Source organism: Pseudomonas sp. KBW05 (assembly GCF_003852405.1).
GTDB lineage: Bacteria > Pseudomonadota > Gammaproteobacteria > Pseudomonadales > Pseudomonadaceae > Aquipseudomonas.
The window spans coordinates 1-23,807 of the sequence record NZ_QAJM01000038.1; the positions used below are offsets into that span (position 1 = coordinate 1).

Here is a 23,807-nt window from a genome sequence, read left to right on the forward strand (position 1 = left end):
CCGTAAGGGCGGAACCATAAGTGGCCGTTACCTAAATAACGGATATGTACACCACCACCACCACCACCACCAAAAACCACCAAAACCCACATCCCAATTGACTCCCCTCCCACCCCCATGCTCTCCTACACATCTTGTTTCGGGTGCCCTGCAAAGGGTGAAACGGGAAACCGGTGCGTCATAGCGATATGACCAGTCCGGTGCTGCCCCCGCAACGGTAAGCGAGCGAAACGTCATATCCACTGTGCCAGACGGCATGGGAAGGCGACGTTTTCAGGCATTGAGCCCCTCGCAAGCCCGGAGACCGGCCCGAAAAAATCAGATAACAAACCCGCGGTGGGCGGGCGCTGTTCAGAACCTTGCGTGCCTGGCTCGCGGGGTTTTCATGCGCTCGCTTCACCCTGACACCTGAAAGGGACGCGCCATGTCGATCATCAGCAGCACCTCGCACTCCGCCAGCAGCACCTCTACCCTGAGCCAACGCCTGACCGCCGCCATCGGTGCGTCGATCCTCGGCGCGTGCCTGGTATATTTCGCCGGCTTCTCCCATATCGAGGCCGTGCACAACGCCGCCCACGATACCCGCCACAGCGCCGCGTTCCCGTGCCACTGAGACCTGCCGACATGATCAAGCGTATTGCGCAAACCGCAGGTTTCACCGGCCTTGCGGCCGCCCTGCTGCTGACCCTGCTGCAAAGCTTCTGGGTCGCCCCGCTGATTTTGCAGGCGGAAACCTTCGAAAAAGCCCCGGACGCCACCGAAGTGATGCATGAACACGCCGCTGGCGCTGCCGCCCACACCCATGACGCCGAAGCCTGGGAGCCGGAAGACGGCTGGCAGCGCGTACTGTCCACCACCGGTGGCAACCTGGTGGTGGCGGTCGGTTTTGCGCTGATGCTGGCCGGCCTGTACACCTTGCGTGCACCGACCCGCACCGCCCAAGGGCTGCTGTGGGGTTTGGCCGGTTACGCAACCTTCGTGCTCGCGCCGACCCTGGGCCTGCCACCTGAGTTGCCAGGCACGGCTGCCGCTGATCTCGCGCTACGCCAGACCTGGTGGATCGGTACCGCTGCATCCACCGCGGCCGGTATCGCGCTGATCGTATTTGGGCGCAACTGGCTGCTTAAAGCGCTGGGCGCAGCGATCCTGGTAGTGCCCCATGTGATTGGCGCACCACAACCGGAAGTGCATTCGATGCTCGCACCCGAAGCCCTGGAAGCGCAGTTCAAGATCGCTTCGCAGTTGACCAACGTCGCCTTCTGGCTGGCGCTGGGCCTGATCAGCGCCTGGCTGTTCCGTCGCAACCGCGGCGATCAATACTCGGCATGACCCTGGTGGTCGGCCTGGGTTGCCAGCGGGGTTGTGAGGTTCACACCCTGCTGGACCTGCTTGAATCCGCCCTCGCCGAGGGCGGTATCGAGCGTCACCGCATTACCGCGTTGGCGAGCATCGATCGCAAAAGCGATGAACCCGGATTGCTGGCCCTGGCTGCAGCGTTGAAACTGCCGCTGCACTGCTTCAACGCTGCGCAGTTGGCGCTTTATGCTGACCGTTTGAGCCATAAATCCGTCGTGGCCTTCGCCCATACCGGCTGTTACGGCATCGCTGAAAGTGCCGCGCTGGCCGTGGCGGAACACCTCGCTGGCGGCCCTGCCCGCCTGCTGATCACCCGCAAAAAAACCGCCCAGGCCACCTTTGCCTTGGCGTGCGCCGGCTAAAAACCCGATAATCGGCCTTCTCGATCATGAGCGTTCTTCATGCTCGCCCGCTTTTCAACAGGAATTTCCCATGACCGTCTACTTCATCGGCGCAGGCCCCGGCGACCCGGAATTGATCACCGTCAAAGGCCAGCGGCTGATCCGCAGTTGCCCGGTGATCATCTATGCCGGCTCGCTGGTGCCTGCGGCGGTACTGGAAGGCCATCAGGCAGAAACCCTGGTCAACAGTGCCGAACTGCACCTGGAACAGATCATCGATTTGATCAAGGCGGCCCATGCAAACGGCCAGGACGTGGCACGCGTGCATTCCGGTGATCCGAGCCTTTACGGGGCGATTGGCGAACAGATCCGCCATTTGCGCGAATTGGGCATCCCCTTCCAGATCATCCCTGGCGTCACTGCTGTTGCAGCCTGCGCGGCGCTGCTGGAAGCGGAATTGACCCTGCCGGACATCGCCCAGAGCGTGATCCTCACCCGCTATGCCGACAAAACCAGCATGCCAGCCGGTGAGGATTTCGCCAGCCTGGCCAGGCACGGTACGACCATGGCGATTCACCTGGGGGTCAACCATCTGGAGAAAATCGTCGCTGAACTACTGCCGCACTATGGCGCGGATTGCCCGATTGCCGTGGTGCATCGGGCGACGTGGCCGGATCAGGACTGGGCGGTTGGGACCTTGAATGATATTGCCGGGAAGGTAGCGGCCAAAGGGTTTCGGCGTACGGCGTTGATCGTGGTGGGCCGGGTGTTGGCCAGTGACAGTTTCAGCGAATCGTCGCTGTACCGCGCAGGCCACGCACACCTCTACCGCCCCTGAAGGAATGCGGTCAAAATGTGGGAGCGGGCTTGCTCGCGAATACAGTCTGTCAGTTGATAAAGATGTCGACTGACCCACCGCATTCGCGAGCAAGCCCGCTCCCACACTTAAAGCCACTCATTAGAAAAACCGTGCAAGGCATTGAATTTTAAGCATAAAAAAACGGCGCTCACGGGACGCCGTTTTTTTCTTCGCAGTGAACGCCTTACTCAGTAGTAGGCGTTTTCTTTCTGCGTGTGGTCGGTCACGTCACGTACACCCTTGAGTTCTGGAATACGTTCCAGCAGGGTGCGCTCGATGCCTTCGCGCAGGGTCACGTCCGCCTGGCCGCAACCCTGGCAGCCGCCACCGAACTTGAGCACGGCGATGCCGTCGTCCACAACGTCGATCAGGCTGACCTGGCCGCCGTGGCTGGCCAAACCTGGGTTGATCTCGGTTTGCAGGTAGTAGTTGATGCGCTCGTTCACCGGGCTGTCGGCGTTGACGTTTGGCACCTTGGCGTTGGGCGCCTTGATGGTCAACTGGCCGCCCATGCGATCGGTGGCGTAGTCAACGACGGCGTCATCAAGGAAGGCTTCGCTGAAGGCGTCGATGTAGGCGGTGAAGCTTTTCAGCCCCAGCGCGGTGTCTTCAGGTTTTTCTTCCCCCGGCTTGCAGTAGGCAATGCACGTCTCGGCGTACTGAGTGCCAGGCTGGGTGATAAAGACGCGGATGCCGATACCCGGGGTGTTCTGCTTGGACAGCAGGTCAGCCAGGTAATCGTGGGCGGCGTCGGTAATGGTTATGGCAGTCATGGAAACTCCTCACAGGCTTGCCGGCAGTTTACGCCAAAATATTACGCAGGTACAAAGTCCTAGTATTTTTGTCGGGAAAGGACTGTCGGCCCATCAAGGCCAAGCCAGTGTTTAAGCCTGCGATACGTGCCCTTTTCCAGCCACTCGTAGCTCAAAAATGCGCCAAACGCCGTCACCAGGAGGCAAAAAGGCAGGATCACATAGGGGTCCATGCCCGTGCGCTGAACGACCCACCGCCCAGCGCACAGCACCAGCACGTGGAGTAGATACACGGAATAGGAACAATCCCCAAGCGCCTTCAAAAAACGCGCACCTTTGAAGTAAGGCTCCAGCGTCACACAACTGATGACCAACACCGCGCTTGGCACTCCCCACTCCAACGCGCGCGGTACATCCGCTCCGTGCCAGATCGCCGCCAGTGCACCTGCGATGCCCAGCAAAGGCAACCATGCCGGGGCCCGGCACAGACCGCGGCGATACAGCATGCCAATCACGATGCCCATCAGAAACTCAAAAACCATGTCATTTCTGTAAAAACCATCCGCGAAGTCCAGGGCAGGAGCGACGATGTAACACACGAGATACAGCAGCAGTGCCATCACCCACAACCGATAGGACCCACGTACCAACAGGGCAACGGCGAACAGCGCATAAAACAGCATCTCGAAGTTCAGGGACCACCCCACGTCGAGCAGCGGATAGACGCCGTAGCCCCCTGGGTTTTCAGCCGGGATAAACAGCATCGACATGAGTATGTGGCTCGGTTCGAGCTGAATCTCTGGAATCATCGAGGGCAGCGCCACCACCAGAAGGGCCAGAAGCAGCGTATAGAACCAATACGCCGGGACTATCCGCGCCAGGCGCATGAGCAAAAAACGCCATGGGGTCAGCGCTTTGTCTGCGGTCGCAAGGAAGATCACCAGCCCGCTGATAACAAAGAATACATCCACGCCAATGCCGCCTTTGTCGGCAAACAGGTACGCAACTGGCGTATCCACCTCGAAATTGAAAAACAGCTGGATGAAGTGGTGCCCTACCACCACCCAGGCCGCCAATGCCCGAAGCGCCTGCACTGAAATCAACATCATCGGTTTACCTTTTCCAATCCCGCGAGGTAGATATCCGACTGCTTCAGCGCCCGCTTAGAGAGATGACCGGATCACAGTCCTAGTTATAGGTTCTCGTAGCGGTTCATGTCCAATACGCCCTCTTCCACCGGCGTGGTTTCGCGGATGTACTGCGATAAATCGTGGAAGTACTGCCAGAACAACGGATGACTGCGGCGTACGCCCCAACGGTCGACGATTTTTTCAAAACGCTTGGCATCCTTGGCCCGCTCCATTTCAGCGACGAACTCGGGCACCTCCTGCGCCGGGATGTTGAACATGAAGTTCGGGTAGCTGCTCAGCACGCCAGGATAGATGGTCACCGTATCGAGGCCGGGCTGATAGCGATAGGCCTCACCCAGCAGGAACGCCACGTTACTGTGGGCGCGGTTGCGCAGCATGCTGTAGACCACACGTTTGCCGCTGGCGGTTTCGACCCGCAGCATCGTCGCTTCGGGCAGTTGGTCGATGACCTTGAGGCCCGCCGCCGGGCGCGACGTCAGGCGGCTCAGTGCTTGCTCGGCGTCTTGCAATGCCGGGTCGATACCATCACGCGAACAGAAGGCGCCGGTGCAGCGGTTGATCGGGTCCGGGCTGGCATCGAGGTCACCGTAGCGGGCCAGCAACTGGTTGGCGAAGTCGCGTTTCGGGTCCTTGGCGTCCAAGTGCAGGCCGGTGGGCTTGTCGTCGTCAATGGCTTCGTAGTCCAGCCACAGCTTGATCTTGCCGCTGTTCTGGTACCAGTCATCGAGGAAATCATCACGGGAGTTGGCCGGCATCAGGCGCAGGAAGTTCTGCTCGGCACCGTTGCGAATCAGGTCGAAATACAACCGCGTCTGGGCCTGGTGCGAGACGTTGCCGAACACATCGAAATTCACCGCCAACTGGTAATAGGTGCGCTCCAGCAGCGGGTAGTCGAACAGCCACAGGGTTTGCGGGACTTCGCCAATCAAGCCCTTGTTCACCGAGGCGCTGTCAAAGTGGCGGAAGATGCTCAGCAAGGCATTGTCATTGCCGGCCCACAGGCTCGACCAGCTGGGCGGCGGCAGATCGGCGTAGCTGTCGCGGCGCAAGGCCTCGTATTCGTTGCGCTTGTCACGGTAGGCCAGCCACAGGCTCAGCACACTGCCCACATCATCGTTCTGCCCCGGCATGGCCAGCAAGGGCGTGGCCTGACCGCGATAACGCGCATCGGTGATGTAGAGGTCGTGGTCGGGGTCCTGGAACAGGGTCCAGAAGTTGTCACGGATCACATCCGTGGCGATCTGGCCACGGCACACCGGCCCGCGGATAAAGGTGCGCACGAAGTATTCGGCGTTATCCAGCATGAACTGGTAACGCGCCTTGGCCGGGATCGCTTCAAAGGTTTCGAACGGGTTGGCGCGACGGCCCGGGCCATAACCCGGCAAGGCGTTGACTTGCCAGTTGCCGGCGTAGAACAGTTCTTTGATTCGCGCCATTTTCTCGGCACTGAACGGGTACGTGATGTGGGTTTTATGCACGATCACGCCCTGCACCGGCCACAGGCGGTAATACACGCGGGTGCCCGGGTCATCATTCGGACGACGGGTGGCGATCAGGTCGATCGGCTGGCCACTGGGCGTACGCGAACGCACCCATTGGAAGAAGTGCCCCGGTTCACCGTTTTCAAAATAGATGTGCGCCAGGAACAGGTGCTCGAACAACCAGCGCGCCACCAGGCTTTCCCGGGCGCCGGGCTGGTTGAGCAGGTTTTCCCACTGCTGCACTTGCAGGGCTTCCTTGGCGCTTGGGGCCAGGCCTTGTTCGTCAATCGGCGCGCCGGACGCGAGCCAGCGCTGCAATGTTTGATATTGCTGGTCGGTCAGGCCGGTAACGGCCAACGGCATGCCTTCCCTGGGATGGGCACCGGCGTAGGCATTGAACTCGCCGGGCGTGGCGCACATGTTTTCGCGATTGAGCCCCAGCACGATCTCTTCGGGCAACTTGGCGTTGGGTTGCAACGGCGCGTTGTGGCCCAACTCCAGCATGCGCGCCATCAGCGCCGCCTGGCTGCCCTGGGCGTCCAGCACCGAATAGAAGCCTTTTTGCTGCCAGGCAGCCTTGCCAAATACGTCATAGAACAAACGGGTGGTCGGCGTGGCCTGGCTGCGCTCACCGTCGTACACCGGCATTTTACTCGCGCCACGGGCCGCGCCCTCAGCACTGCCCAGGTTGAGCTGGCAGGCGGAGTCGTAGCAGGCGTGGCACGCCACACACTTCTCGGTGAAGATCGGCTGCACATCGCGGGTGTAGGAAAGCGCCGGGGCGGGAGCTGCGGCCTGGGTGGTGCTGGCGATCAAGGCCAGGACGGCGCTGACGATAAGACGAAATGACATGTACCCGGTCCCGATTCAATGCGTGCGCTGAAAAATTGCCGCTGATTCTACCGGGCCACACCCCCAAGCAACATGAACGATATTCATGCAAAACCTGCACATGCTCTAAATCGGCACAGGTTTGCTATGATTCACGCCCTCCGTAATGCCTGACCTAGAGTAGTCCCATGTCCGATCGTAGCGTTCGTCTGCAAGCCCTTCATCAAGCCCTCAAGGAACGTATCCTGATCCTCGACGGTGGTATGGGCACGATGATCCAGAGCTACAAACTGGAAGAACAAGACTACCGTGGCAAACGCTTCGCCGACTGGCCAAGCGACGTCAAGGGTAACAACGACCTGTTGGTGCTCACCCGTCCCGACGTGATCGGTGGCATCGAAAAAGCCTACCTGGATGCCGGTGCCGACATCCTCGAAACCAACACCTTCAACGCCACGCGCATCTCCATGGCCGACTACGGCATGGAAGAACTGGCCTACGAACTCAACGTAGAAGGCGCACGCCTGGCACGCAAGATCGCCGACGCCAAGACCGCCGAAAACCCGGACAAGCCGCGCTTCGTCGCCGGCGTGCTCGGCCCGACCAGCCGCACCTGCTCGCTGTCGCCAGACGTGAACAACCCCGGTTACCGCAACGTGACCTTCGATGAACTGGTGGAAAACTACACCGAGGCCACCAAAGGCCTGATCGAAGGTGGCGCCGACCTGATCCTGATCGAAACCATCTTCGACACCCTCAACGCCAAGGCGGCGATCTTCGCCGTGCAGGGCGTGTTCGAAGAACTGGCTATCGAACTGCCGATCATGATCTCCGGCACCATCACCGACGCCTCCGGCCGCACCCTGTCGGGCCAGACCACCGAAGCGTTCTGGAACTCCGTCGCCCACGCCAAGCCGATTTCCGTGGGCCTGAACTGCGCCCTGGGCGCCAGCGAGCTGCGGCCGTACCTGGAAGAGTTGTCGAACAAAGCCAACACCCATGTGTCGGCGCACCCGAACGCCGGCCTGCCCAACGAATTCGGCGAGTACGACGAACTGCCGTCGGAAACCGCCAAGGTCATCGAAGAATTCGCCCAGAGCGGCTTCCTCAATATCGTCGGCGGCTGCTGCGGCACCACGCCGGGGCACATCGAGGCCATCGCCAAGGCCGTGGCCGGTTATGCGCCGCGCCCGATCCCGGACATTCCCAAGGCTTGCCGCCTGTCGGGCCTGGAGCCGTTCACCATTGATCGCAGCTCGTTGTTCGTCAACGTCGGCGAACGTACGAACATCACCGGCTCGGCCAAGTTTGCCCGCCTGATCCGTGAAGACAACTACACCGAAGCCCTGGAAGTCGCCCTGCAGCAGGTGGAAGCCGGCGCCCAGGTGATCGACATCAACATGGACGAGGGCATGCTGGATTCGAAGAAGGCCATGGTGACCTTCCTCAATCTGATCGCCGGCGAGCCGGACATCTCCCGCGTGCCGATCATGATCGACTCCTCCAAGTGGGAAGTGATCGAGGCCGGCCTGAAGTGCATCCAGGGCAAGGGCATCGTCAACTCCATCAGCATGAAAGAAGGCGTCGAGCAGTTCATCCACCACGCCAAGTTGTGCAAACGCTATGGCGCGGCGGTGGTGGTGATGGCCTTCGACGAAGCCGGCCAGGCCGACACCGAAGCGCGCAAGAAAGAGATCTGCAAACGCTCCTACGACATCCTGGTGAATGAAGTGGGCTTCCCGCCGGAAGACATCATCTTCGACCCGAACATTTTCGCAGTCGCCACCGGTATCGAAGAACACAACAACTACGCCGTCGACTTCATCAACGCCTGCGCCTATATCCGCGACGAGCTGCCGTACGCGCTGACCTCCGGTGGCGTGTCCAACGTGTCGTTCTCGTTCCGGGGCAACAACCCGGTGCGTGAGGCGATCCACTCGGTGTTCCTGCTGCATGCGATCCGCAATGGCCTGACCATGGGTATCGTCAACGCCGGCCAACTGGAGATCTACGACCAAATCCCGGCCGAGCTGCGTGACGCCGTGGAAGACGTGGTGCTCAACCGCACGCCGGAAGGCACCGACGCCCTCCTCGCCATCGCCGACAAGTACAAGGGCGACGGCAGCGTAAAAGAAGCCGAGACCGAGGAATGGCGCGGCTGGGAAGTCAACAAGCGCCTGGAGCACGCGCTGGTCAAGGGCATCACCACCCATATCGTCGAAGACACCGAGGAATCGCGGCAGTCATTCGCGCGCCCGATCGAAGTGATCGAAGGGCCGCTGATGTCCGGCATGAACATCGTCGGCGACCTGTTTGGCGCCGGCAAAATGTTCCTGCCCCAAGTGGTGAAATCTGCCCGCGTGATGAAGCAGGCCGTGGCCCACTTGATCCCCTTCATCGAGCTGGAAAAAGGTGACAAGCCCGAGGCCAAGGGCAAGATCCTGATGGCCACCGTGAAGGGCGACGTGCATGACATCGGCAAGAACATCGTCGGCGTGGTGCTGGGTTGCAACGGCTATGACATCGTCGACCTGGGCGTGATGGTGCCGGCGGAAAAAATCCTGCAGGTGGCCAAGGAACAGAAGTGCGACATTATCGGACTGTCGGGCCTGATCACGCCGTCCCTGGACGAAATGGTGCACGTGGCCCGCGAGATGCAGCGCCAGGACTTCCACCTGCCGCTGATGATCGGCGGCGCGACCACCTCCAAGGCCCACACAGCGGTGAAGATCGAACCCAAGTACAGCAATGATGCGGTGGTGTACGTTACCGACGCCTCCCGTGCCGTGGGCGTAGCGACGCAATTGCTGTCCAAAGAGCTGAAGGCCGGCTTCGTCGAACGTACCCGCGAAGAGTATGTGGAAGTGCGCGAGCGCACCTCCAACCGCAGCGCCCGCACCGAGCGCCTGAGCTACGCGGCCGCCAGCGCCAAGAAGCCGCAGTTCGACTGGAGCACCTACAGCCCGGTCGTACCGACCTTTACCGGCGCCAAGGTGCTGGACAATATCGACCTGAATGTTCTGGCCGAGTACATCGACTGGACGCCGTTCTTTATTTCCTGGGACCTGGCGGGCAAATTCCCACGTATCCTTACCGATGAAGTGGTAGGTGAAGCCGCCACCGCGCTGTACGCCGATGCCCAGGAAATGCTCAAGAAGCTGATCGACGAAAAGCTTATCAGTGCCCGTGCGGTGTTCGGCTTCTGGCCAACCAACCAAGTGCGCGACGATGACCTGGAAGTCTACGGCGATGATGGCAAGCCCCTGGCGACCCTGCATCACCTGCGCCAGCAGATCATCAAGACCGACGGCAAGCCGAACTTCTCCCTGGCCGACTTCGTCGCGCCAAAAGACAGCGGCGTGACCGACTACGTGGGTGGTTTTATCACCACCGCCGGTATCGGCGCCGAGGAAGTGGCCAAGGCCTATCAGGACGCTGGCGATGACTACAACTCGATCATGGTCAAGGCCCTGGCCGACCGCCTGGCCGAAGCCTGCGCCGAATGGCTGCACCAGCAGGTGCGTAAAGACTATTGGGGTTACGCCAAGGACGAGCAACTGGACAACGAGGCGCTGATCAAGGAGCAGTACAGTGGCATCCGCCCTGCCCCAGGCTACCCGGCCTGCCCGGACCACACCGAGAAGGCCCAGTTGTTCCAACTGCTCGACCCCGAAGCCCGCGAAATGCAGGCCGGCCGCAGCGGCGTGTTCCTCACCGAACACTACGCGATGTTCCCGGCGGCGGCGGTCAGCGGCTGGTACTTTGCGCACCCGCAGGCGCAGTACTTTGCCGTGGGCAAGATCGACAAGGACCAGGTGGCGAGCTACACAGCGCGTAAAGGCCAGGACTTGAGCGTGACCGAGCGCTGGCTGGCGCCAAACCTGGGTTACGACAACTGACAGCAGGACACTTGTGGCGAGGGAGCTTGCTCCCGCTGGGCTGCGTAGCGGCCCCACGATTTTGGGAGCGCTGCGCACTCCAGCGGGAGCAAGCTCCCTCGCCACAATCATGCAGCGTCTATGCTGTCCTCAGGCTCTTTGCAGCGGAGGATGTATGGACGATCCAGTCAACAACAAGCCCCCAACCTTCTGGCAGATGCTCCACAGCGTCATGGCGGCAGCCTTTGGCGTACAGAGCGGCAAGAACCGCGCCCGCGACTTTACCCACGGCAAGCCCAGCCACTTTGTGATCCTGGGCATCCTGTTCACGGCGGTGTTTGCCTTGACGCTGTTCGGTATCGTCAAGTTGGTGCTGCACCTCGCAGGGATTTAGCGCAGCAGCAGTTGCAGGTTGAACGGGTAGCGGTAGGACGCCGGCTTGCCTTTGGCCGACAGTGCGCGGAAGTTCACCGCCGGCAGCGGCCCCAGCAAACGTTGCGCCTGGGCGCCATCAATCAGCTGGAACAGCGCAGCCTGGCGGTCACGCCCGCCGTGCGCGGCCAAATCCACGCCCGCGGCATCATCGCTGATCAACACCATCGCCCAGCCACCCAAGGTGAAATGCCCGGCCACCAACGTGCTCAACCGCCCGTCGAGGCGCGCCTGCAATATCTGCGGCGAACTGTTGATCGCGCTGAATAGCACGTCCTTGCCCGGCGTTCGCCCGCTGCCTTGCAGCGCCTGCATTGCGCCTAGGGCCATTTGGTCGTTGGCCGACCACACCAGCGCCGTCTGTGGGTAGCGCTTGAACAACTGCGTCGCTTGCTCGAACGCGCGCTCACGCGCCCACTCACCGTAGACCAACTGGCGCAGACGCACGTGCGGATGCTGCGCCAACGCACGGCGCAAGCCCTGTTCGCGCAACTGGGCAGATGGGGTGTTCTTGACGCCGGAAAACGCCAACAGGTCGAGGAACTGCCCCGGGGCAACCGGACCGTGCTGGCGCAGCAGGTCAGTGAGCATCAGGTAACCCGCGTCTTCGTCGTTGGGCACCAGGCTGCCGATCCATTGCGCGGCGTTACCCCCATTGAGCATCTGTACCTGGTCGGGGGTTGGCAGGCTGTTCACAATCAACAACTTGACCCCACTGCCCTGGGCCATCCGCAAAATCTGCGGCGCCACGTATTGCTCGTTCACCAGCACCAGGTAATCGGGCCGCGCAGTGCCTTGCAGCACTTCCCTGGCCTGGACCAAGTAGTTCTGGGGATCACGCTCGGTATAGCGCACACGCAAATCCAGGCCGAGGTCCTTGGCCGCGGCCTGCATGAATTGCGTGTAACTGACCCAGAAGGTTTCCGTTGACAGGCCCGGGTTGAGAAACACCACAGACGTCGCATGAGCCACAGCCCCGTACGCCGCCCCCAACAACCACACGCATGTAATCAGAACCTTCAACATCGTCATTCAAGCCTTGAGCAGTGACCGCCATGATAGTGGCAATTAGCGGCTCAATCGAGGCTCAATCAACGTCGTTTATTGGTGACTCACCCAGAACACGGCGGTGCCCACCACGAGGATAATCAGAAACAGAATGGCCCAGGCATCAACGGTACTGTCGGGTTTACGGGCTTTGGTTGAATTGCTCATCGCATCGCCTCTTATCGGTTTTATTAGGTGACTGCACTAAGACTCGACCACAGTAAAGATCAAGATTGCCCGCATGACAAATGTGGGTATAGCGATAACAGTTCTCATTAGTCGATTTGGTTATTTGCATATACTCAAACATCACTTTTGCGCATAAACGCAAACTGGTATCGTGCGCCGGCTCCGTTGGGAGTGCGCGGCCGTGCGCGCAGATTTGCCGAGAACAGGACCTATATGTACGTATACGACGAATACGATCAGCGCATCATCGAGGACCGCGTCAAGCAGTTCCGTGATCAGACCCGACGCTACCTAGCAGGTGAACTGAGCGAAGAAGAGTTCCGCCCTCTGCGCCTGCAAAATGGCCTTTATGTTCAGCGCTTTGCGCCGATGCTGCGGGTAGCCGTGCCGTATGGCCAACTGACCTCGCGTCAGATGCGCATGATGGGCAAGATTGCCCGTGACTTCGACAAAGGCTACGCGCACATCAGCACGCGCCAGAACGTACAGTTCAACTGGCCGGCGCTGGAAGACGTGCCGGATATCCTGGCTGAACTGGCGACTGTGCAGATGCACGCCATTCAGACCAGCGGTAACTGCCTGCGCAACGTGACCACCGACCAATTCGCCGGCGTTGCCGCTGACGAACTGATCGACCCGCGCCCCTGGTGTGAAATCGTCCGTCAATGGACTACCTTCCACCCGGAATTCGCCTACCTGCCGCGCAAGTTCAAGATCGCCATCAATGGCTCGACCTCGGACCGCGCCGCCATCGAAGTACACGATATCGGCCTGGAGCCGGTGCACAACGCTGCGGGCGAGTTGGGTTTCCGCGTATTGGTGGGTGGCGGCCTGGGCCGTACGCCGGTGGTCGGCGCGTTCATCAACGAGTTCCTGCCATGGCAGGACCTGCTGAGCTACCTCGACGCCATCCTGCGGGTCTACAACCGCTACGGCCGTCGTGACAACAAGTACAAGGCCCGGATCAAGATCCTGGTAAAAGCGTTGACCCCTGAGGTGTTCGCCCAGAAAGTCGATGCCGAGATGGAACACCTGCGCGGCGGCCAGACCACTCTGACCGAAGCCGAAGTACATCGTGTTGCCAAGCACTTCGTCGACCCTGAATACAAGGCCCTGAGCAATCAGGACGCCGAGCTTGCGGCCCTTGATCTGGAACACCCAGGTTTCGCCCGCTGGCGTGGTCGCAACACCCTGGCGCACAAGAAGCCAGGCTACGTCGCGGTGACCCTGTCGCTGAAACCGACCGGTGTTGCCCCGGGCGACATCACTGACAAGCAGCTGGACGCCGTCGCCGACCTGGCCGACCGCTACAGCTATGGCCAACTGCGCACCTCCCACGAGCAGAACATCATTCTCGCGGACGTTGAGCAAAGCCAACTGTTCACCCTGTGGGGCGAACTGCGCGAAGGCGGTTTCGCCACGCCGAACATCGGCTTGCTGACCGATATCATCTGCTGCCCGGGTGGCGATTTCTGCTCCCTGGCCAACGCCAAGTCGATCCCGATTGCCGAATCGATCCAGCGTCGTTTCGACGACCTGGACTACCTGTTCGACATCGGCGAGCTGGACCTGAACATCTCCGGTTGCATGAACGCCTGTGGTCACCACCACGTTGGCCACATCGGCATCCTGGGCGTGGACAAGAAAGGCGAAGAATTCTACCAAGTGTCCCTGGGTGGCAGCGCCAGCCGTGATGCGAGCCTGGGCAAGATCCTTGGCCCATCCTTCGCCCAGGAAGCCATGCCCGAGGTGATCGGCAAACTGATCGATGTGTACATCGAACAGCGCACCGAAGATGAGCGTTTCATCGACACCTACCAGCGCATCGGCATCGACCTGTTCAAGGAGCGCGTCTATGCAGCGAATCATTAAGAACAACGAAGTCCTCGACGAAACCTGGCACCTGTTGCCCAAGGACGCGAGCTTCGACGGCATTTCCAACTGCGACGACCTGATCGTGCCGTTGGCCCTGTGGCGCGAGCACGGCCATGCACTCAAGGCCCGCGACGGCGGCCTGGGTGTGTGGCTGGACGCTGATGAAGAAGCCGAAGAGATCGGCGCCGACGTGGAACATTTCCAAGTCATCGCGCTGAATTTTCCGGCCTTCACCGACGGGCGCAACTACTCCAACGCGCGCCTGCTGCGTGACCGTTATGGTTACAAAGGCGAACTGCGCGCCATTGGCGATATCTTGCGCGACCAGCTGTTCTACCTGCGCCGCTGCGGGTTCGATGCCTTCGCCTTGCGCGCCGACAAAGACCCGTACGAAGCACTGGAAAGCCTCAAGGACTTCTCGGTGACGTACCAGGCCGCAACGGATGAGCCGCTGCCGCTGTTCCGTCGCCGCTGAGTTTTAGCGCATGAAAAAGCCCTGGCATGCCAGGGCTTTTTTTATTCGTTGAGTTTGATCGACGCCAGCACCTGCTTCTGCCCCATGGAGCACGGCACACCTTCCGGCTGCGCCCGCACCGCCTCGATCACCCCCAATAACTGCGCTTTGCTGTGGGCCAATTGCGCCTGCATCGCTTCGATCTGCCCCACCTTGCGCTCCAGTGCCTCGATCAACTCCTCGCGCTTGTGTTCACCCGGTGCCGGCATCAACGCCTTGAGCTCCTGCAAGGTAAAACCGGCCTGTTGCGCACTCTGGATCAGTTGCAACGTCTGCAACGCCTCTGCCGAGTAACGCCGATAGCCATTGGACTGGCGCCCCACCTGGCTGATCAAGCCCTCGGCTTCATAAAACCGGATGCGTGACGCTGCCAGTCCGCTCTGTTTTGCCAGTTCGCCAATATTCATCGCCATCGCCTGCTTGACATTAAAGTTAACTTCAAGCTTAGCCTGAGGCCTCCCCCGCTCAGGAGTCAACCCATGTCACCCTTTGAAGCCTTGCAACTGCCCAATGGCCAAGTCATCTCGAACCGCATCGCCAAAGCCGCGATGGAAGAAAACATGGCCGATGGCAATCAGGCACCGTCCCGCGAGTTGAAGCAGCTCTACAAGGCGTGGGCCGAGGGTAAGCCAGGCTTGCTGATCACCGGCAACGTGATGATCGACCGTCGCGCCATGACCGGCCCCGGCGGTGTCGCGCTGGAGGACGAGCAACAGCTGGACAGTTTTCGCGAATGGGCCGATGTGGCACGGGACAAAGACGTGCACTTCTGGGTGCAACTCAGCCATCCTGGGCGTCAGACCCCGGCCAATCTGCGCCAGCAAGCCGTGGCGCCTTCCGCCGTGGCCCTCGACCTGGGTGGCTTCTCAAAGATGTTCGCCAAGCCCAAGGCCATGACCGAAGACGACATCCAGGAGGTGATCCAGCGTTTTGCCACCAGCGCCCGCCTGGCCGAGAAAGCCGGGTTTACCGGTGTGCAAATCCACGGCGCCCACGGCTACCTGTTGAGCCAGTTCCTTTCGCCGCTGAGCAACCAACGCACCGACCGCTGGGGTGGCCCGCTGGAGAACCGTGCGCGCCTGCTGCTGGAAGTGATCCACGCCGTACGCGCCAGCGTCAGCCCGTCATTTTGCGTGGCGGTCAAACTCAACTCGGCAGACTTCCAGCGTGGCGGTTTTGCAGAAGCCGATGCCCGCGCCGTGGTCGAGATGCTCAACCCGCTTGCCATTGATCTGCTGGAGTTGTCCGGTGGCAGCTATGAAGCGCCAGCCATGCAGGGCGAAGCACGGGACGGCCGCACCCTGGCCCGCGAAGCGTATTTCCTGGAGATGGCCACGGAGCTGGCCAACATCGCCCAGATGCCAGTGATGGTCACCGGTGGCATCCGCCGCCTGCCGATCGTGCAGCAAGTGCTCGACAGCGGCATCGCCATGGCCGGGATCGCCACCGCGCTGACCTTGGAACCGCAGTTGATCAAGCACTGGCGTGAGGGGCGCGATCCCAACCCACAGCTCAAGCCGATCGACTGGAAGCGCAAGCCCCTGGCGTCTCTCGCCATTCTCGCGGTGGTGCGCTACCAGATGCATCGCCTCAGCCGCGGGCACCAGCCCAAGGCCAAGGTCGCGCCGTGCATGGCGCTGGTACGCGACCAGTGGTTTATCGCCCGGCGTACCCGCCAGTACCGCGCCGCCATGACGCAATCTTCACAATAAGGGCGGAGCACTCGCCATGATCGAACTGTCCCCTATTGATCAGCAGTTTTTAACCTCACTGACGATTGGAGTTCTTCATGGCGAAAATCAACCTGGCCCAACAGTTGGCGACCACCCTTGAACAGGCGGGCATCAAGCGCATCTGGGGCCTGACCGGCGACAGCCTCAACGGCCTCACCGACGCCTTGCGCACCATGGACAGCATCGAGTGGATGCACGTGCGCCACGAGGAAGTCGCCGCATTCGCCGCCGGTGCCGAAGCCGCTGCCACCGGTGAACTGACCGTGTGCGCCGGCAGTTGCGGGCCAGGCAACCTGCACTTGATCAACGGCCTGTTCGACTGCCATCGCAACCATGTGCCGGTGCTGGCGATTGCGGCGCAGATTCCGTCCACGGAGATCGGCCTCAATTACTTTCAGGAAACCCATCCCCAGGAATTGTTCAAGGAGTGCAGCCACTTCGTCGAACTGGTGAGCAACCCCGAGCAAATGCCCCAGGTGCTGCACCGCGCCATGCGCGCGGCGATCCTCAATCGCGGGGTGGCGGTGGTGGTGATTCCAGGGGATGTGTCGTTGATGGAAGTGGAGAGCAAACTCAAGCCCTGGCCTGCCCTGCACACCCCGCGCACCTTGCCGGCGGAACAGGATCTGCAACGCCTCTCCGACCTCCTTGAACACAGCCAAAAAGTCACCCTGCTCTGCGGCAGCGGTTGCGCCGGTGCCCATGACCAAGTCGTTGCCCTGGCCGATGCCTTGGGCGCGCCCGTGGTGCACGCATTGCGCGGCAAGGAACACGTGGAATGGGACAATCCGTTCGATGTGGGCATGACCGGCCTGATCGGCTTCAGTTCCGGGTACCACGCCATGCTCGATTGCGACACGTTGATCATGCTAGGCACTGACTTTCCCTACCGCCAGTTCTACCCCACCGATGCACAGATCATCCAGATCGACCGCAACCCGCAAGCATTGGGGCGTCGCGCCACGCTGGACCTGGGCATTGCCGCCGACGTGAGTGAAACCATCGCCGCCCTGCTGCCGCGCCTGACGCGCAAGGCAGATCGCAGCTTTCTTGACACCTCGCTCAAGCACTATGAGAAAGCCCGCCAGGGCTTGGATGACCTTGCGCAGCCCTCAAAGGCCAACCGGCCGATCCACCCGCAGTACGTGGCGCGGTTGCTCAGTGAGTTGGCGGACGATGATGCGATCTTTACCGCTGATGTGGGCTCGCCCACCGTATGGGCGGCGCGCTACCTGAAGATGAATGGCAAGCGCCGGCTGATCGGCTCGTTCAACCACGGCTCCATGGCCAACGCCATGCCCCAGGCCATCGGGGCGCAGGCCGCATTTCCCGGGCGCCAGGTGATCTCGATGTCTGGCGACGGTGGCTTTGCCATGCTGATGGGGGATTTCATCTCGTTGGCGCAGTTGAAATTGCCGGTAAAAGTTATCGTCTTCGATAACTCGTCACTGGGGTTTGTGGCCATGGAGATGAAAGCCGCAGGTTACCTGGACGCCGGCACCGAGCTGAAAAACCCGGACTTTGCCGCCATGTCCAACGCCATGGGCATCCTGGGGATTCGCGTGGAGCAGTCCGAAGACCTGGAGCCTGCACTACGCCGTGCCCTGGAACATGATGGGCCGGTGTTGGTGGATGTGGTCACTGCGACTCAGGAACTGGTGATGCCGCCGAGCATCAAGCTGGAGCAGGCCAAGGGATTCAGCCTGTATATGCTCAAGGCGGTCATGAGCGGGCGTGGCGATGAGGTCATTGAGCTGGCACGGACCAACTGGCTACGCTAAACCTAATGTGGGAGCGGGCTTGCTCGCGAATGCGGTGTGTCAGTCGGTGTATTTATCAACTGACAGATTGCATTCGCGAGCAAGCCCGCTCCCACATTTTGATCTCATTACCAAGTCAGGCTTTTTGCTTGGCGACCCACTGGCCATAGGCATCGATAAACGCCTGCAAGAACGGCTGGGTCTTCTCCGAAACCGTGCCCGATTCGTCAAAAACACTCCCCGCACCGCCCAGGTAGGCTTCCGGCTGCTGCATGCACGGCACATCAAGGAACACCAGGGACTGGCGCAGATGATGGTTGGCACCAAAGCCACCGATGGCGCCCGGCGATACGCTGATGATCGCTCCCGGCTTGCCACTCCAGGCACTTTTGCCATAGGGGCGCGAGCCCACATCAATCGCATTCTTCAACGGTGCCGGCACGGAGCGGTTGTATTCCGGGGTGACGAACAACACCGCGTCGGATGAACTCACCTGCTGGCGGAAAGTACTGTAGGCTGCCGGCGGTGTCGCGCCGTCAATGTCTTCGTTGTAGAGCGGCAAATCGCCAATTTCGACGATGTTCAACCTAAGGTTGGCAGGGGCCAGTGCGGCCAAGGCCAGGGCGACCTTGCGGTTGATCGACTCTTTTCTCAAGCTGCCAACCAGGACGGCAATCGTGTAGACCTTGCTCATGGAGGTTTTCCCGACGTCTGACTAAAGGAACCTGTAGTTATAGAGTCTTCGCGGCATGTTCACCAGAAGGTTTTGAGAATCCCCCCAAGGACTTTGCCTTGTAGGAATATTCTAAAAACAACAGAGAATAGTATTTTTTTCACGTAGGTAAACTACACCGCTCCATGACGGTCTACAGAACCGCAAATCGAGTGATTATCTCCAGAGGTTCTAAACAGATGGCAGCAGTACTAGTCGGACAGTTTCATGCCAGAGACGCAGAGGGACGTGTGTATTCGGTGCATGAGTTCCAGGAATCCAACCCGGCGCAAGGCGATGTGACTGGCTCGGCGCCTACCACCACCTACAAGCTGGCCATTGGCGACCGTGTAGAAAAGCTGGAAGGCGATGAATTCAAATTGATTCAGTCGGGCATCATCATTGTGCGCGAATCGGAAACGACCCTCGCTTCATAAGACCGCGCCCTGTCTACCCGCTCAGTCCTGGCCATGCGTGGCGTTGACTGGGTTGGGGTGATCACGGGCGGCGGATCTGCGTGACCTCTATCCCCTGCTCACCCTCGACCTCCTTCAGCGCAACCAACACCTTCCCCCGCTCACCCTCTACGGCATACAACGAACGCTTGTAGCCCGCTGCGTTACTGCTGGGGTGCGCGACCACCTGCCTGACCAACGCAATCTCCAGCACAGCGCCCACCTGCTCGGTCACCTGCTCCTGCGAGCGGACAAATGCTTCAAGTGCCAGATTGTCCGGCGTGGTGTCGTCATGAAGGTCGAAGAGATAAGCAGCCACGCACCCCACGGTCACCAGGACCAGGAGTTGCTTGGCCGTTACCCCGAAGAATATCGAGGGTAGAGGCATATGGGACCAGACCTGTTTTTGTTGTAAGTGCCGGGAGCCGGCTTTGGTCGTTGTTGATCAGCGCAGCCATTCTATTGAATCCCCGGCGCGCTGCACATAGACTCCGCCGATGCGTTTACGTCATATCGAAGTGATTCAGGCCATCTTGCAGACCGGACACCTCGGCACGGCCGCCGAATGGTTGCAACTCCCCGTGGGCGATGTGGATGCCGCGCTCAAGGACGCCGAGCAGCAACTGGGCTTCATGCTGTTCGCCAGCGTGCGCGGGCGCTTGCAGGCCACGCGGGAAACCCTGGAGCTGCAAGCCAGCATCGCCCATGTGTACGAAGCACTGGAACCGGTACAACGCCTGGCCAGCCGCTTGAAACACCATCACGCCTCGCCCCTGCGCGCCTTGTGCACCCCGCCGCTGGCCAATCAACTGCTGCCACAAAGCATTGCGGTGCTGCGCCGACGCTTCCAGGACACACCCTGCAACCTGTCCAGCCAGCCGACCCGCGAGATCGTCAGGAGCCTGCTGTTGCATGAGGCCGAGGTCGGCCTGAGCCTGCATGACCCGGAACACCCACAAATTCAGAGCACCGTGCTGGCCCAGGGCAAACTGCAATTGCTCGCGCCCCACGGCTGGCTCAAGCCCAAGCAGAAGTACATTGCGCTGGCCGACCTGGCCGGGCAGGCGATGATCGGCCTGGAGGGCCAAGACCCGCTGAGCCGCTTGCTGGACGCCAAGCTGCAAGCCTTGCGCCCGCTACCGGTGGTGCAGACCCGCGTGCAGACCTACCAGATGATGCGCAGCATGGTAGAAGCCGGCGAAGGCTTGGCGATTGTCGATCCGTTCACCGCCTTTGGCGCACGGGACGCCGGGCTGGATGCGTGCCCGCTGTCTCCGCCGATCCTGGTCAACCTGTATGCGCTGACCCTCAAGGACGCCGCGGCAACCCCAGCACTGAATGCCTTGCTGGAGATTGTCACGCAGAAGACACAAGACCTGTTGGCGGGTTAAGGCTTGGCGGCTTCGCTCTTGAACAGCCGATACCAGAAGATCGCCACCTCACGGGTCTGCGGATCAATACCGCGATAGCGCAGGTGGTCGATGCCGCCCATCACGTAGCCGCAACGCTCGTACAGGCGGCAGGCGCCGAGGTTGTTGTTCTGGGTTTCGAGCATCATGCCCGGCAGGTTTTTCTTGCGACTCCAGAATTGCGCCACATCCAGCAGCGCCTTCGCCACACCATGACGCCGTGCGGGCAACGCCACCGCCAACTCATCGACATGAGCAAAACCATTCCAGTTGGTGCTGACCACGATGTGGCCCACCGCTTGATCGTCGAGGTAGGCCATGAAGATCGCGCTGTCGGGCGCATCGCGGAAACTGGCGAACTCTTCCGGGTCGATGCCATAACACTTGCGGTACGGCAGGATGCGCTCCACCGCCCACTGATCGACCCGCACGTCCATCTCCGGTACGCCATAGGCGCTGACCTCAAAACTGAAGTCATTGCCCCACACGTAGGCATCGAAGCCCTCGTCGGCGACCCGCACACTGAGCCCTGGATACTTCGGGTTCATTACAGCTTGCATAAACATCCTTAACCCTTGATGCAATCGACGGTGTAACAACGACCACTGCCGTCGTCTTCGTGTTGCAACCCGTGAACATCCGCGACAAAACCGGGGAAACTGCTATCGAACGTCCGGGCAAACGCCAGGTAGTCGATGATCGAGCGCGTCGACTCGGTAAAGCGCTCCCCTGGCATGATCAGCGGAATGCCCGGCGGGTAAGGCACCAGCATTACCGCTGCGATGCGTCCTGGCAAGGCATCAATGGAAACCGCCTCCACTTCGCCCCTCACCAATTGGTCGTAGGCGTCCGCCGGCTTCATCGCGATTTCCGGCAACACGGTGTACATGCGCTTGAGGTGTTTGGCCGTGGCGTTGCTGCGATAGCAGCTGTGCAATTGGTTGCACAGGTCGCGCAACCCCAGGCTCTGGTAGCGCACGGCGCCTTGGGCGTAGACCGATGGCAAGCAAATGGCGAGGCTCACATTGGCGTCGTAGCTGCGTTTGAATTCCAGCAGCTCGGTGAGCAAGGTGCTCCATTTGCCTTTGGTGATGCCCATGGAAAACAGCACGAGGAAGGAATACAGCCCGGTTTTCTCCACCACCAGCCCGCGCTCCCAGAGGAACTTGCTGACCACCGCCGCCGGAATCCCGCAATCGCTAAGCGCTCCACCCGCATTCAGGCCGGGCATCACCAGCGTGACCTTGATTGGGTCGAGCAGGACATAATCCTCGGCAACGTCACCAAAGCCGTGCCAATCATCCTCGGGGTGCAACAACCAGTCCGTCGTCGCTACGCGGTCGATACCCGCGACGGAGGGCGGCTGCCAGATCGAGAACCACCAGTCTTCGGCAGCGATATGCTGGCGCAGATTCGCCAGGGCACGGCGGAAACTCAGGGCCTCATCGAACATTTCCTGCAACAGCGAGCGCCCGGCCGGGCCTTCCATCATGGCCGAGGCCACGTCGAGCGAGGCGATGATGCTGTACTGCGGCGAGGTGGAGATATGCATCATGAACGCTTCGTTGAAACGGTCGCGGTCCAGTTGGCGCGCGCCACCGTCCTGCACGTGAATCATCGACGCCTGGCTGAAAGCCGCGAGCAGCTTGTGCGTGGAGTGCGTGGTGAACACCAGCGGACTGTCCGGCGTGCGCGAGGTGCCCATGCCGTAGCGCCCGGCGAAGAACTCGTGAAACGCCGCGTAGGCGTACCAGGCTTCATCAAAGTGCAGCACCTCGACACTGTTGCCCAATTGCTGCTTGATCAGTTCGGCGTTGTAGCACAGCCCGTCGTAGGTGGAATTGGTCACCACCGCCATCTTCACCTTCGGCGGCCGGCCACGGGTCAGCGGGCTGGCGTCGATCTTGGCGCGGATTGATTCCGGGCTGAACTCGCCCAGGGGAATCGGGCCGATGATCCCCAGCTCGTTGCGCTCCGGGCACAGGTACAGCGGGATCGCGCCAGTCATGATGATCGAATGCAGCACTGACTTGTGGCAGTTGCGGTCCACCAGCACCAGATCGTCGCGCCCGACCATGGAGTGCCAGACGATCTTGTTCGCGGTGGACGTGCCGTTGATCACGAAGAACGTGTGGTCGGCGCCGAAGTTGCGCGCGGCGCGGGCTTCCGCTTCAGCCAGCGGCCCAGTGTGGTCCAGCAGCGAGCCCAGTTCCGGCACGGACACCGACAAGTCCGAGCGTAGCGTGTTTTCCCCGAAGAACTGATGAAACGCCTGCCCCACCGGGCTTTTGCGATAAGCCACGCCACCGCCATGGCCGGGGGTGTGCCAGGAGTAGTTGGAGTCGGCGGTATGTTGTACCAGCGCCTTGAAGAATGGCGGCAGCAGGCCGTCCAGGTAAGCGCGGGCAGCGCGGGCCACTTGCCGGGCGAGAAACGGTACGGTGTCTTCGAACAGATAGAGAATGCCGCGCAGCTGGTTGAGCTCGCTCATGGCATCGGCTGGCGCGTTTTCCAGGGTAACTTGCTCGCCCAGGGCAAAGATCGGCAGGTTGGGCGCCCGCAGCCGAGCGAGGCGGATCAGCTCGACCATGTTTTGCAGCAGGTGGGTGTTCTCGCCGGCGCCTTCGGCGGCGATCAGCATGCACGCCAGGCCATGATGGGTGGACGCCACTAGTCGACCTTCGGCGTAGTCCACTGCGGAAAAAATACTGAAGCCTTCTTGTTCCAACTCTCGGGCGATGCCGCGAACCCGGTCACCGGCGACGGTGTCGGCCTTGATGTCTCGATGCACGATAAGCACTGGGAACTTCAGGTCTTTGTACATGAGTGCTTGTAGTCCTGAGGGCTATGCACTCAAGGGTAGAAGCTGGAAGCGGATGTAGCGAATGAAGATTTCGAAGCCACTGCCGATCAAATATGGGAGCGGGCTTGTGTGGGAGCGGGCTTGCTCGCGAATGCGGTGGGTCAGTCAATACATGTATCGGCTGATACACCGCTTTCGCGAGCAAGCCCGCTCCCACATTTTTAACCGC

The 23,807-nt window shown here is 60.8% G+C and carries 21 protein-coding genes and 1 riboswitch; of the genes, 12 read left to right on the plus strand and 9 right to left on the minus strand.

The window, feature by feature from the left end:
* The first annotated feature begins 124 nt into the window (after window positions 1–124).
* A riboswitch (cobalamin riboswitch) is annotated at window positions 125–328 on the plus strand.
* Window positions 329–424: 96 nt separating this feature from the next.
* The 4 genes from DBR46_RS26285 to cobM all read left to right on the plus strand — a co-directional run bounded on the left by DBR46_RS26285 (window position 425) and on the right by cobM (window position 2,535).
* Entirely contained in the window at window positions 425–613 is a 189-nt protein-coding gene (locus tag DBR46_RS26285) for a CbtB-domain containing protein (protein ID WP_012723860.1), read from the plus strand.
* Window positions 614–624: 11 nt separating this feature from the next.
* Window positions 625–1,329: a CbtA family protein gene (locus tag DBR46_RS26290; protein ID WP_124528757.1), complete on the plus strand. Its 705-nt coding sequence runs from the start codon at window positions 625–627 to the stop codon at window positions 1,327–1,329.
* Window positions 1,326–1,718: a cobalamin biosynthesis protein gene (locus DBR46_RS26295; RefSeq protein WP_124528759.1), complete on the plus strand. Its 393-nt coding sequence runs from the start codon at window positions 1,326–1,328 to the stop codon at window positions 1,716–1,718. Before DBR46_RS26290 ends, DBR46_RS26295 begins: the two co-directional genes overlap by 4 nt.
* A gap of 70 nt (window positions 1,719–1,788) precedes the next feature.
* The gene (cobM, locus tag DBR46_RS26300; protein ID WP_124528761.1) at window positions 1,789–2,535 is read left to right on the plus strand and encodes a precorrin-4 C(11)-methyltransferase; all 747 of its coding nucleotides are present in this window, start codon (window positions 1,789–1,791) and stop codon (window positions 2,533–2,535) included.
* A gap of 209 nt (window positions 2,536–2,744) precedes the next feature.
* On the opposite strand, the gene nfuA is transcribed toward cobM, so the two are convergent.
* The 3 genes from nfuA to DBR46_RS26315 all read right to left on the minus strand — a co-directional run bounded on the left by nfuA (window position 2,745) and on the right by DBR46_RS26315 (window position 6,792).
* Window positions 2,745–3,329 carry a Fe-S biogenesis protein NfuA gene (gene nfuA / locus DBR46_RS26305; protein WP_003190728.1) on the minus strand — a complete coding sequence of 195 codons (585 nt, stop codon included), beginning with the start codon at window positions 3,327–3,329 and terminating at the stop codon, window positions 2,745–2,747.
* 59 nt (window positions 3,330–3,388) lie between these two features.
* Window positions 3,389–4,414, minus strand: coding sequence for an acyltransferase (locus tag DBR46_RS26310; protein WP_124528789.1), 1,026 nt, complete (start codon window positions 4,412–4,414; stop codon window positions 3,389–3,391).
* Between the two features lie 86 nt (window positions 4,415–4,500).
* Entirely contained in the window at window positions 4,501–6,792 is a 2,292-nt protein-coding gene (locus tag DBR46_RS26315; protein ID WP_124528763.1) for a fatty acid cis/trans isomerase, read from the minus strand.
* Window positions 6,793–6,959: 167 nt separating this feature from the next.
* Here DBR46_RS26315 and metH point away from each other — a divergent pair, with 167 nt between their 5' ends.
* The gene (metH, locus tag DBR46_RS26320; RefSeq protein WP_124528765.1) at window positions 6,960–10,670 is read left to right on the plus strand and encodes a methionine synthase; all 3,711 of its coding nucleotides are present in this window, start codon (window positions 6,960–6,962) and stop codon (window positions 10,668–10,670) included.
* A 154-nt stretch (window positions 10,671–10,824) separates the two neighbouring features.
* Window positions 10,825–11,043, plus strand: a complete 219-nt coding sequence (locus tag DBR46_RS26325; protein ID WP_017738587.1) for a DUF2970 domain-containing protein — start codon at window positions 10,825–10,827, stop codon at window positions 11,041–11,043.
* Here the strand turns inward: DBR46_RS26325 and DBR46_RS26330 are convergent.
* A complete protein-coding gene (locus DBR46_RS26330; protein WP_124528767.1) occupies window positions 11,040–12,107 on the minus strand; it encodes an ABC transporter substrate-binding protein in 1,068 nt (355 codons plus the stop codon). The two genes, DBR46_RS26325 and DBR46_RS26330, sit on opposite strands and share 4 nt — an antisense overlap.
* A 423-nt stretch (window positions 12,108–12,530) precedes the next feature.
* On the opposite strand from DBR46_RS26330, the gene DBR46_RS26335 reads away from it, so the two are divergent.
* Together DBR46_RS26335 and DBR46_RS26340 are read left to right on the plus strand one after the other, a co-directional pair.
* Window positions 12,531–14,189: a nitrite/sulfite reductase gene (locus DBR46_RS26335; RefSeq protein ID WP_124528769.1), complete on the plus strand. Its 1,659-nt coding sequence runs from the start codon at window positions 12,531–12,533 to the stop codon at window positions 14,187–14,189.
* Complete coding sequence (locus DBR46_RS26340) at window positions 14,173–14,667, plus strand: DUF934 domain-containing protein (protein WP_124528771.1); 495 nt, start codon at window positions 14,173–14,175, stop codon at window positions 14,665–14,667. Before DBR46_RS26335 ends, DBR46_RS26340 begins: the two co-directional genes overlap by 17 nt.
* Window positions 14,668–14,708: 41 nt before the next feature.
* On the opposite strand, the gene DBR46_RS26345 is transcribed toward DBR46_RS26340, so the two are convergent.
* Window positions 14,709–15,113, minus strand: a complete 405-nt coding sequence (locus DBR46_RS26345) for a MerR family transcriptional regulator (RefSeq protein ID WP_124528773.1) — start codon at window positions 15,111–15,113, stop codon at window positions 14,709–14,711.
* A 72-nt stretch (window positions 15,114–15,185) separates the two neighbouring features.
* Between DBR46_RS26345 and DBR46_RS26350 the strand changes: the two genes are divergently transcribed.
* The gene (locus DBR46_RS26350; protein ID WP_124528775.1) at window positions 15,186–16,418 is read left to right on the plus strand and encodes an NADH:flavin oxidoreductase/NADH oxidase family protein; all 1,233 of its coding nucleotides are present in this window, start codon (window positions 15,186–15,188) and stop codon (window positions 16,416–16,418) included.
* A 77-nt stretch (window positions 16,419–16,495) separates the two neighbouring features.
* On the plus strand, window positions 16,496–18,220 hold the full coding sequence (gene poxB, locus DBR46_RS26355) for a ubiquinone-dependent pyruvate dehydrogenase (RefSeq protein ID WP_124528777.1): 1,725 nt from the start codon (window positions 16,496–16,498) through the stop codon (window positions 18,218–18,220).
* 115 nt (window positions 18,221–18,335) lie between these two features.
* Here the strand turns inward: poxB and DBR46_RS26360 are convergent, their stop codons facing one another.
* Window positions 18,336–18,893: an NADPH-dependent FMN reductase gene (locus tag DBR46_RS26360; RefSeq protein ID WP_124528779.1), complete on the minus strand. Its 558-nt coding sequence runs from the start codon at window positions 18,891–18,893 to the stop codon at window positions 18,336–18,338.
* 218 nt (window positions 18,894–19,111) lie between these two features.
* Here DBR46_RS26360 and DBR46_RS26365 point away from each other — a divergent pair, with 218 nt between their 5' ends.
* The gene (locus DBR46_RS26365; RefSeq protein ID WP_124528781.1) at window positions 19,112–19,348 is read left to right on the plus strand and encodes a hypothetical protein; all 237 of its coding nucleotides are present in this window, start codon (window positions 19,112–19,114) and stop codon (window positions 19,346–19,348) included.
* A gap of 61 nt (window positions 19,349–19,409) precedes the next feature.
* On the opposite strand, the gene DBR46_RS26370 is transcribed toward DBR46_RS26365, so the two are convergent.
* Complete coding sequence (locus DBR46_RS26370; RefSeq protein ID WP_124528783.1) at window positions 19,410–19,754, minus strand: hypothetical protein; 345 nt, start codon at window positions 19,752–19,754, stop codon at window positions 19,410–19,412.
* 109 nt (window positions 19,755–19,863) lie between these two features.
* Between DBR46_RS26370 and DBR46_RS26375 the strand changes: the two genes are divergently transcribed.
* The gene (locus DBR46_RS26375; RefSeq protein ID WP_124528785.1) at window positions 19,864–20,757 is read left to right on the plus strand and encodes a LysR substrate-binding domain-containing protein; all 894 of its coding nucleotides are present in this window, start codon (window positions 19,864–19,866) and stop codon (window positions 20,755–20,757) included.
* Here DBR46_RS26375 and DBR46_RS26380 read toward each other — a convergent pair.
* Complete coding sequence (locus DBR46_RS26380) at window positions 20,754–21,335, minus strand: GNAT family N-acetyltransferase (protein WP_256659398.1); 582 nt, start codon at window positions 21,333–21,335, stop codon at window positions 20,754–20,756. The two genes, DBR46_RS26375 and DBR46_RS26380, sit on opposite strands and share 4 nt — an antisense overlap.
* 8 nt (window positions 21,336–21,343) lie before the next feature.
* The gene (locus DBR46_RS26385; protein ID WP_124528787.1) at window positions 21,344–23,599 is read right to left on the minus strand and encodes an Orn/Lys/Arg decarboxylase N-terminal domain-containing protein; all 2,256 of its coding nucleotides are present in this window, start codon (window positions 23,597–23,599) and stop codon (window positions 21,344–21,346) included.
* Between the last annotated feature and the right edge of the window lie 208 nt (window positions 23,600–23,807).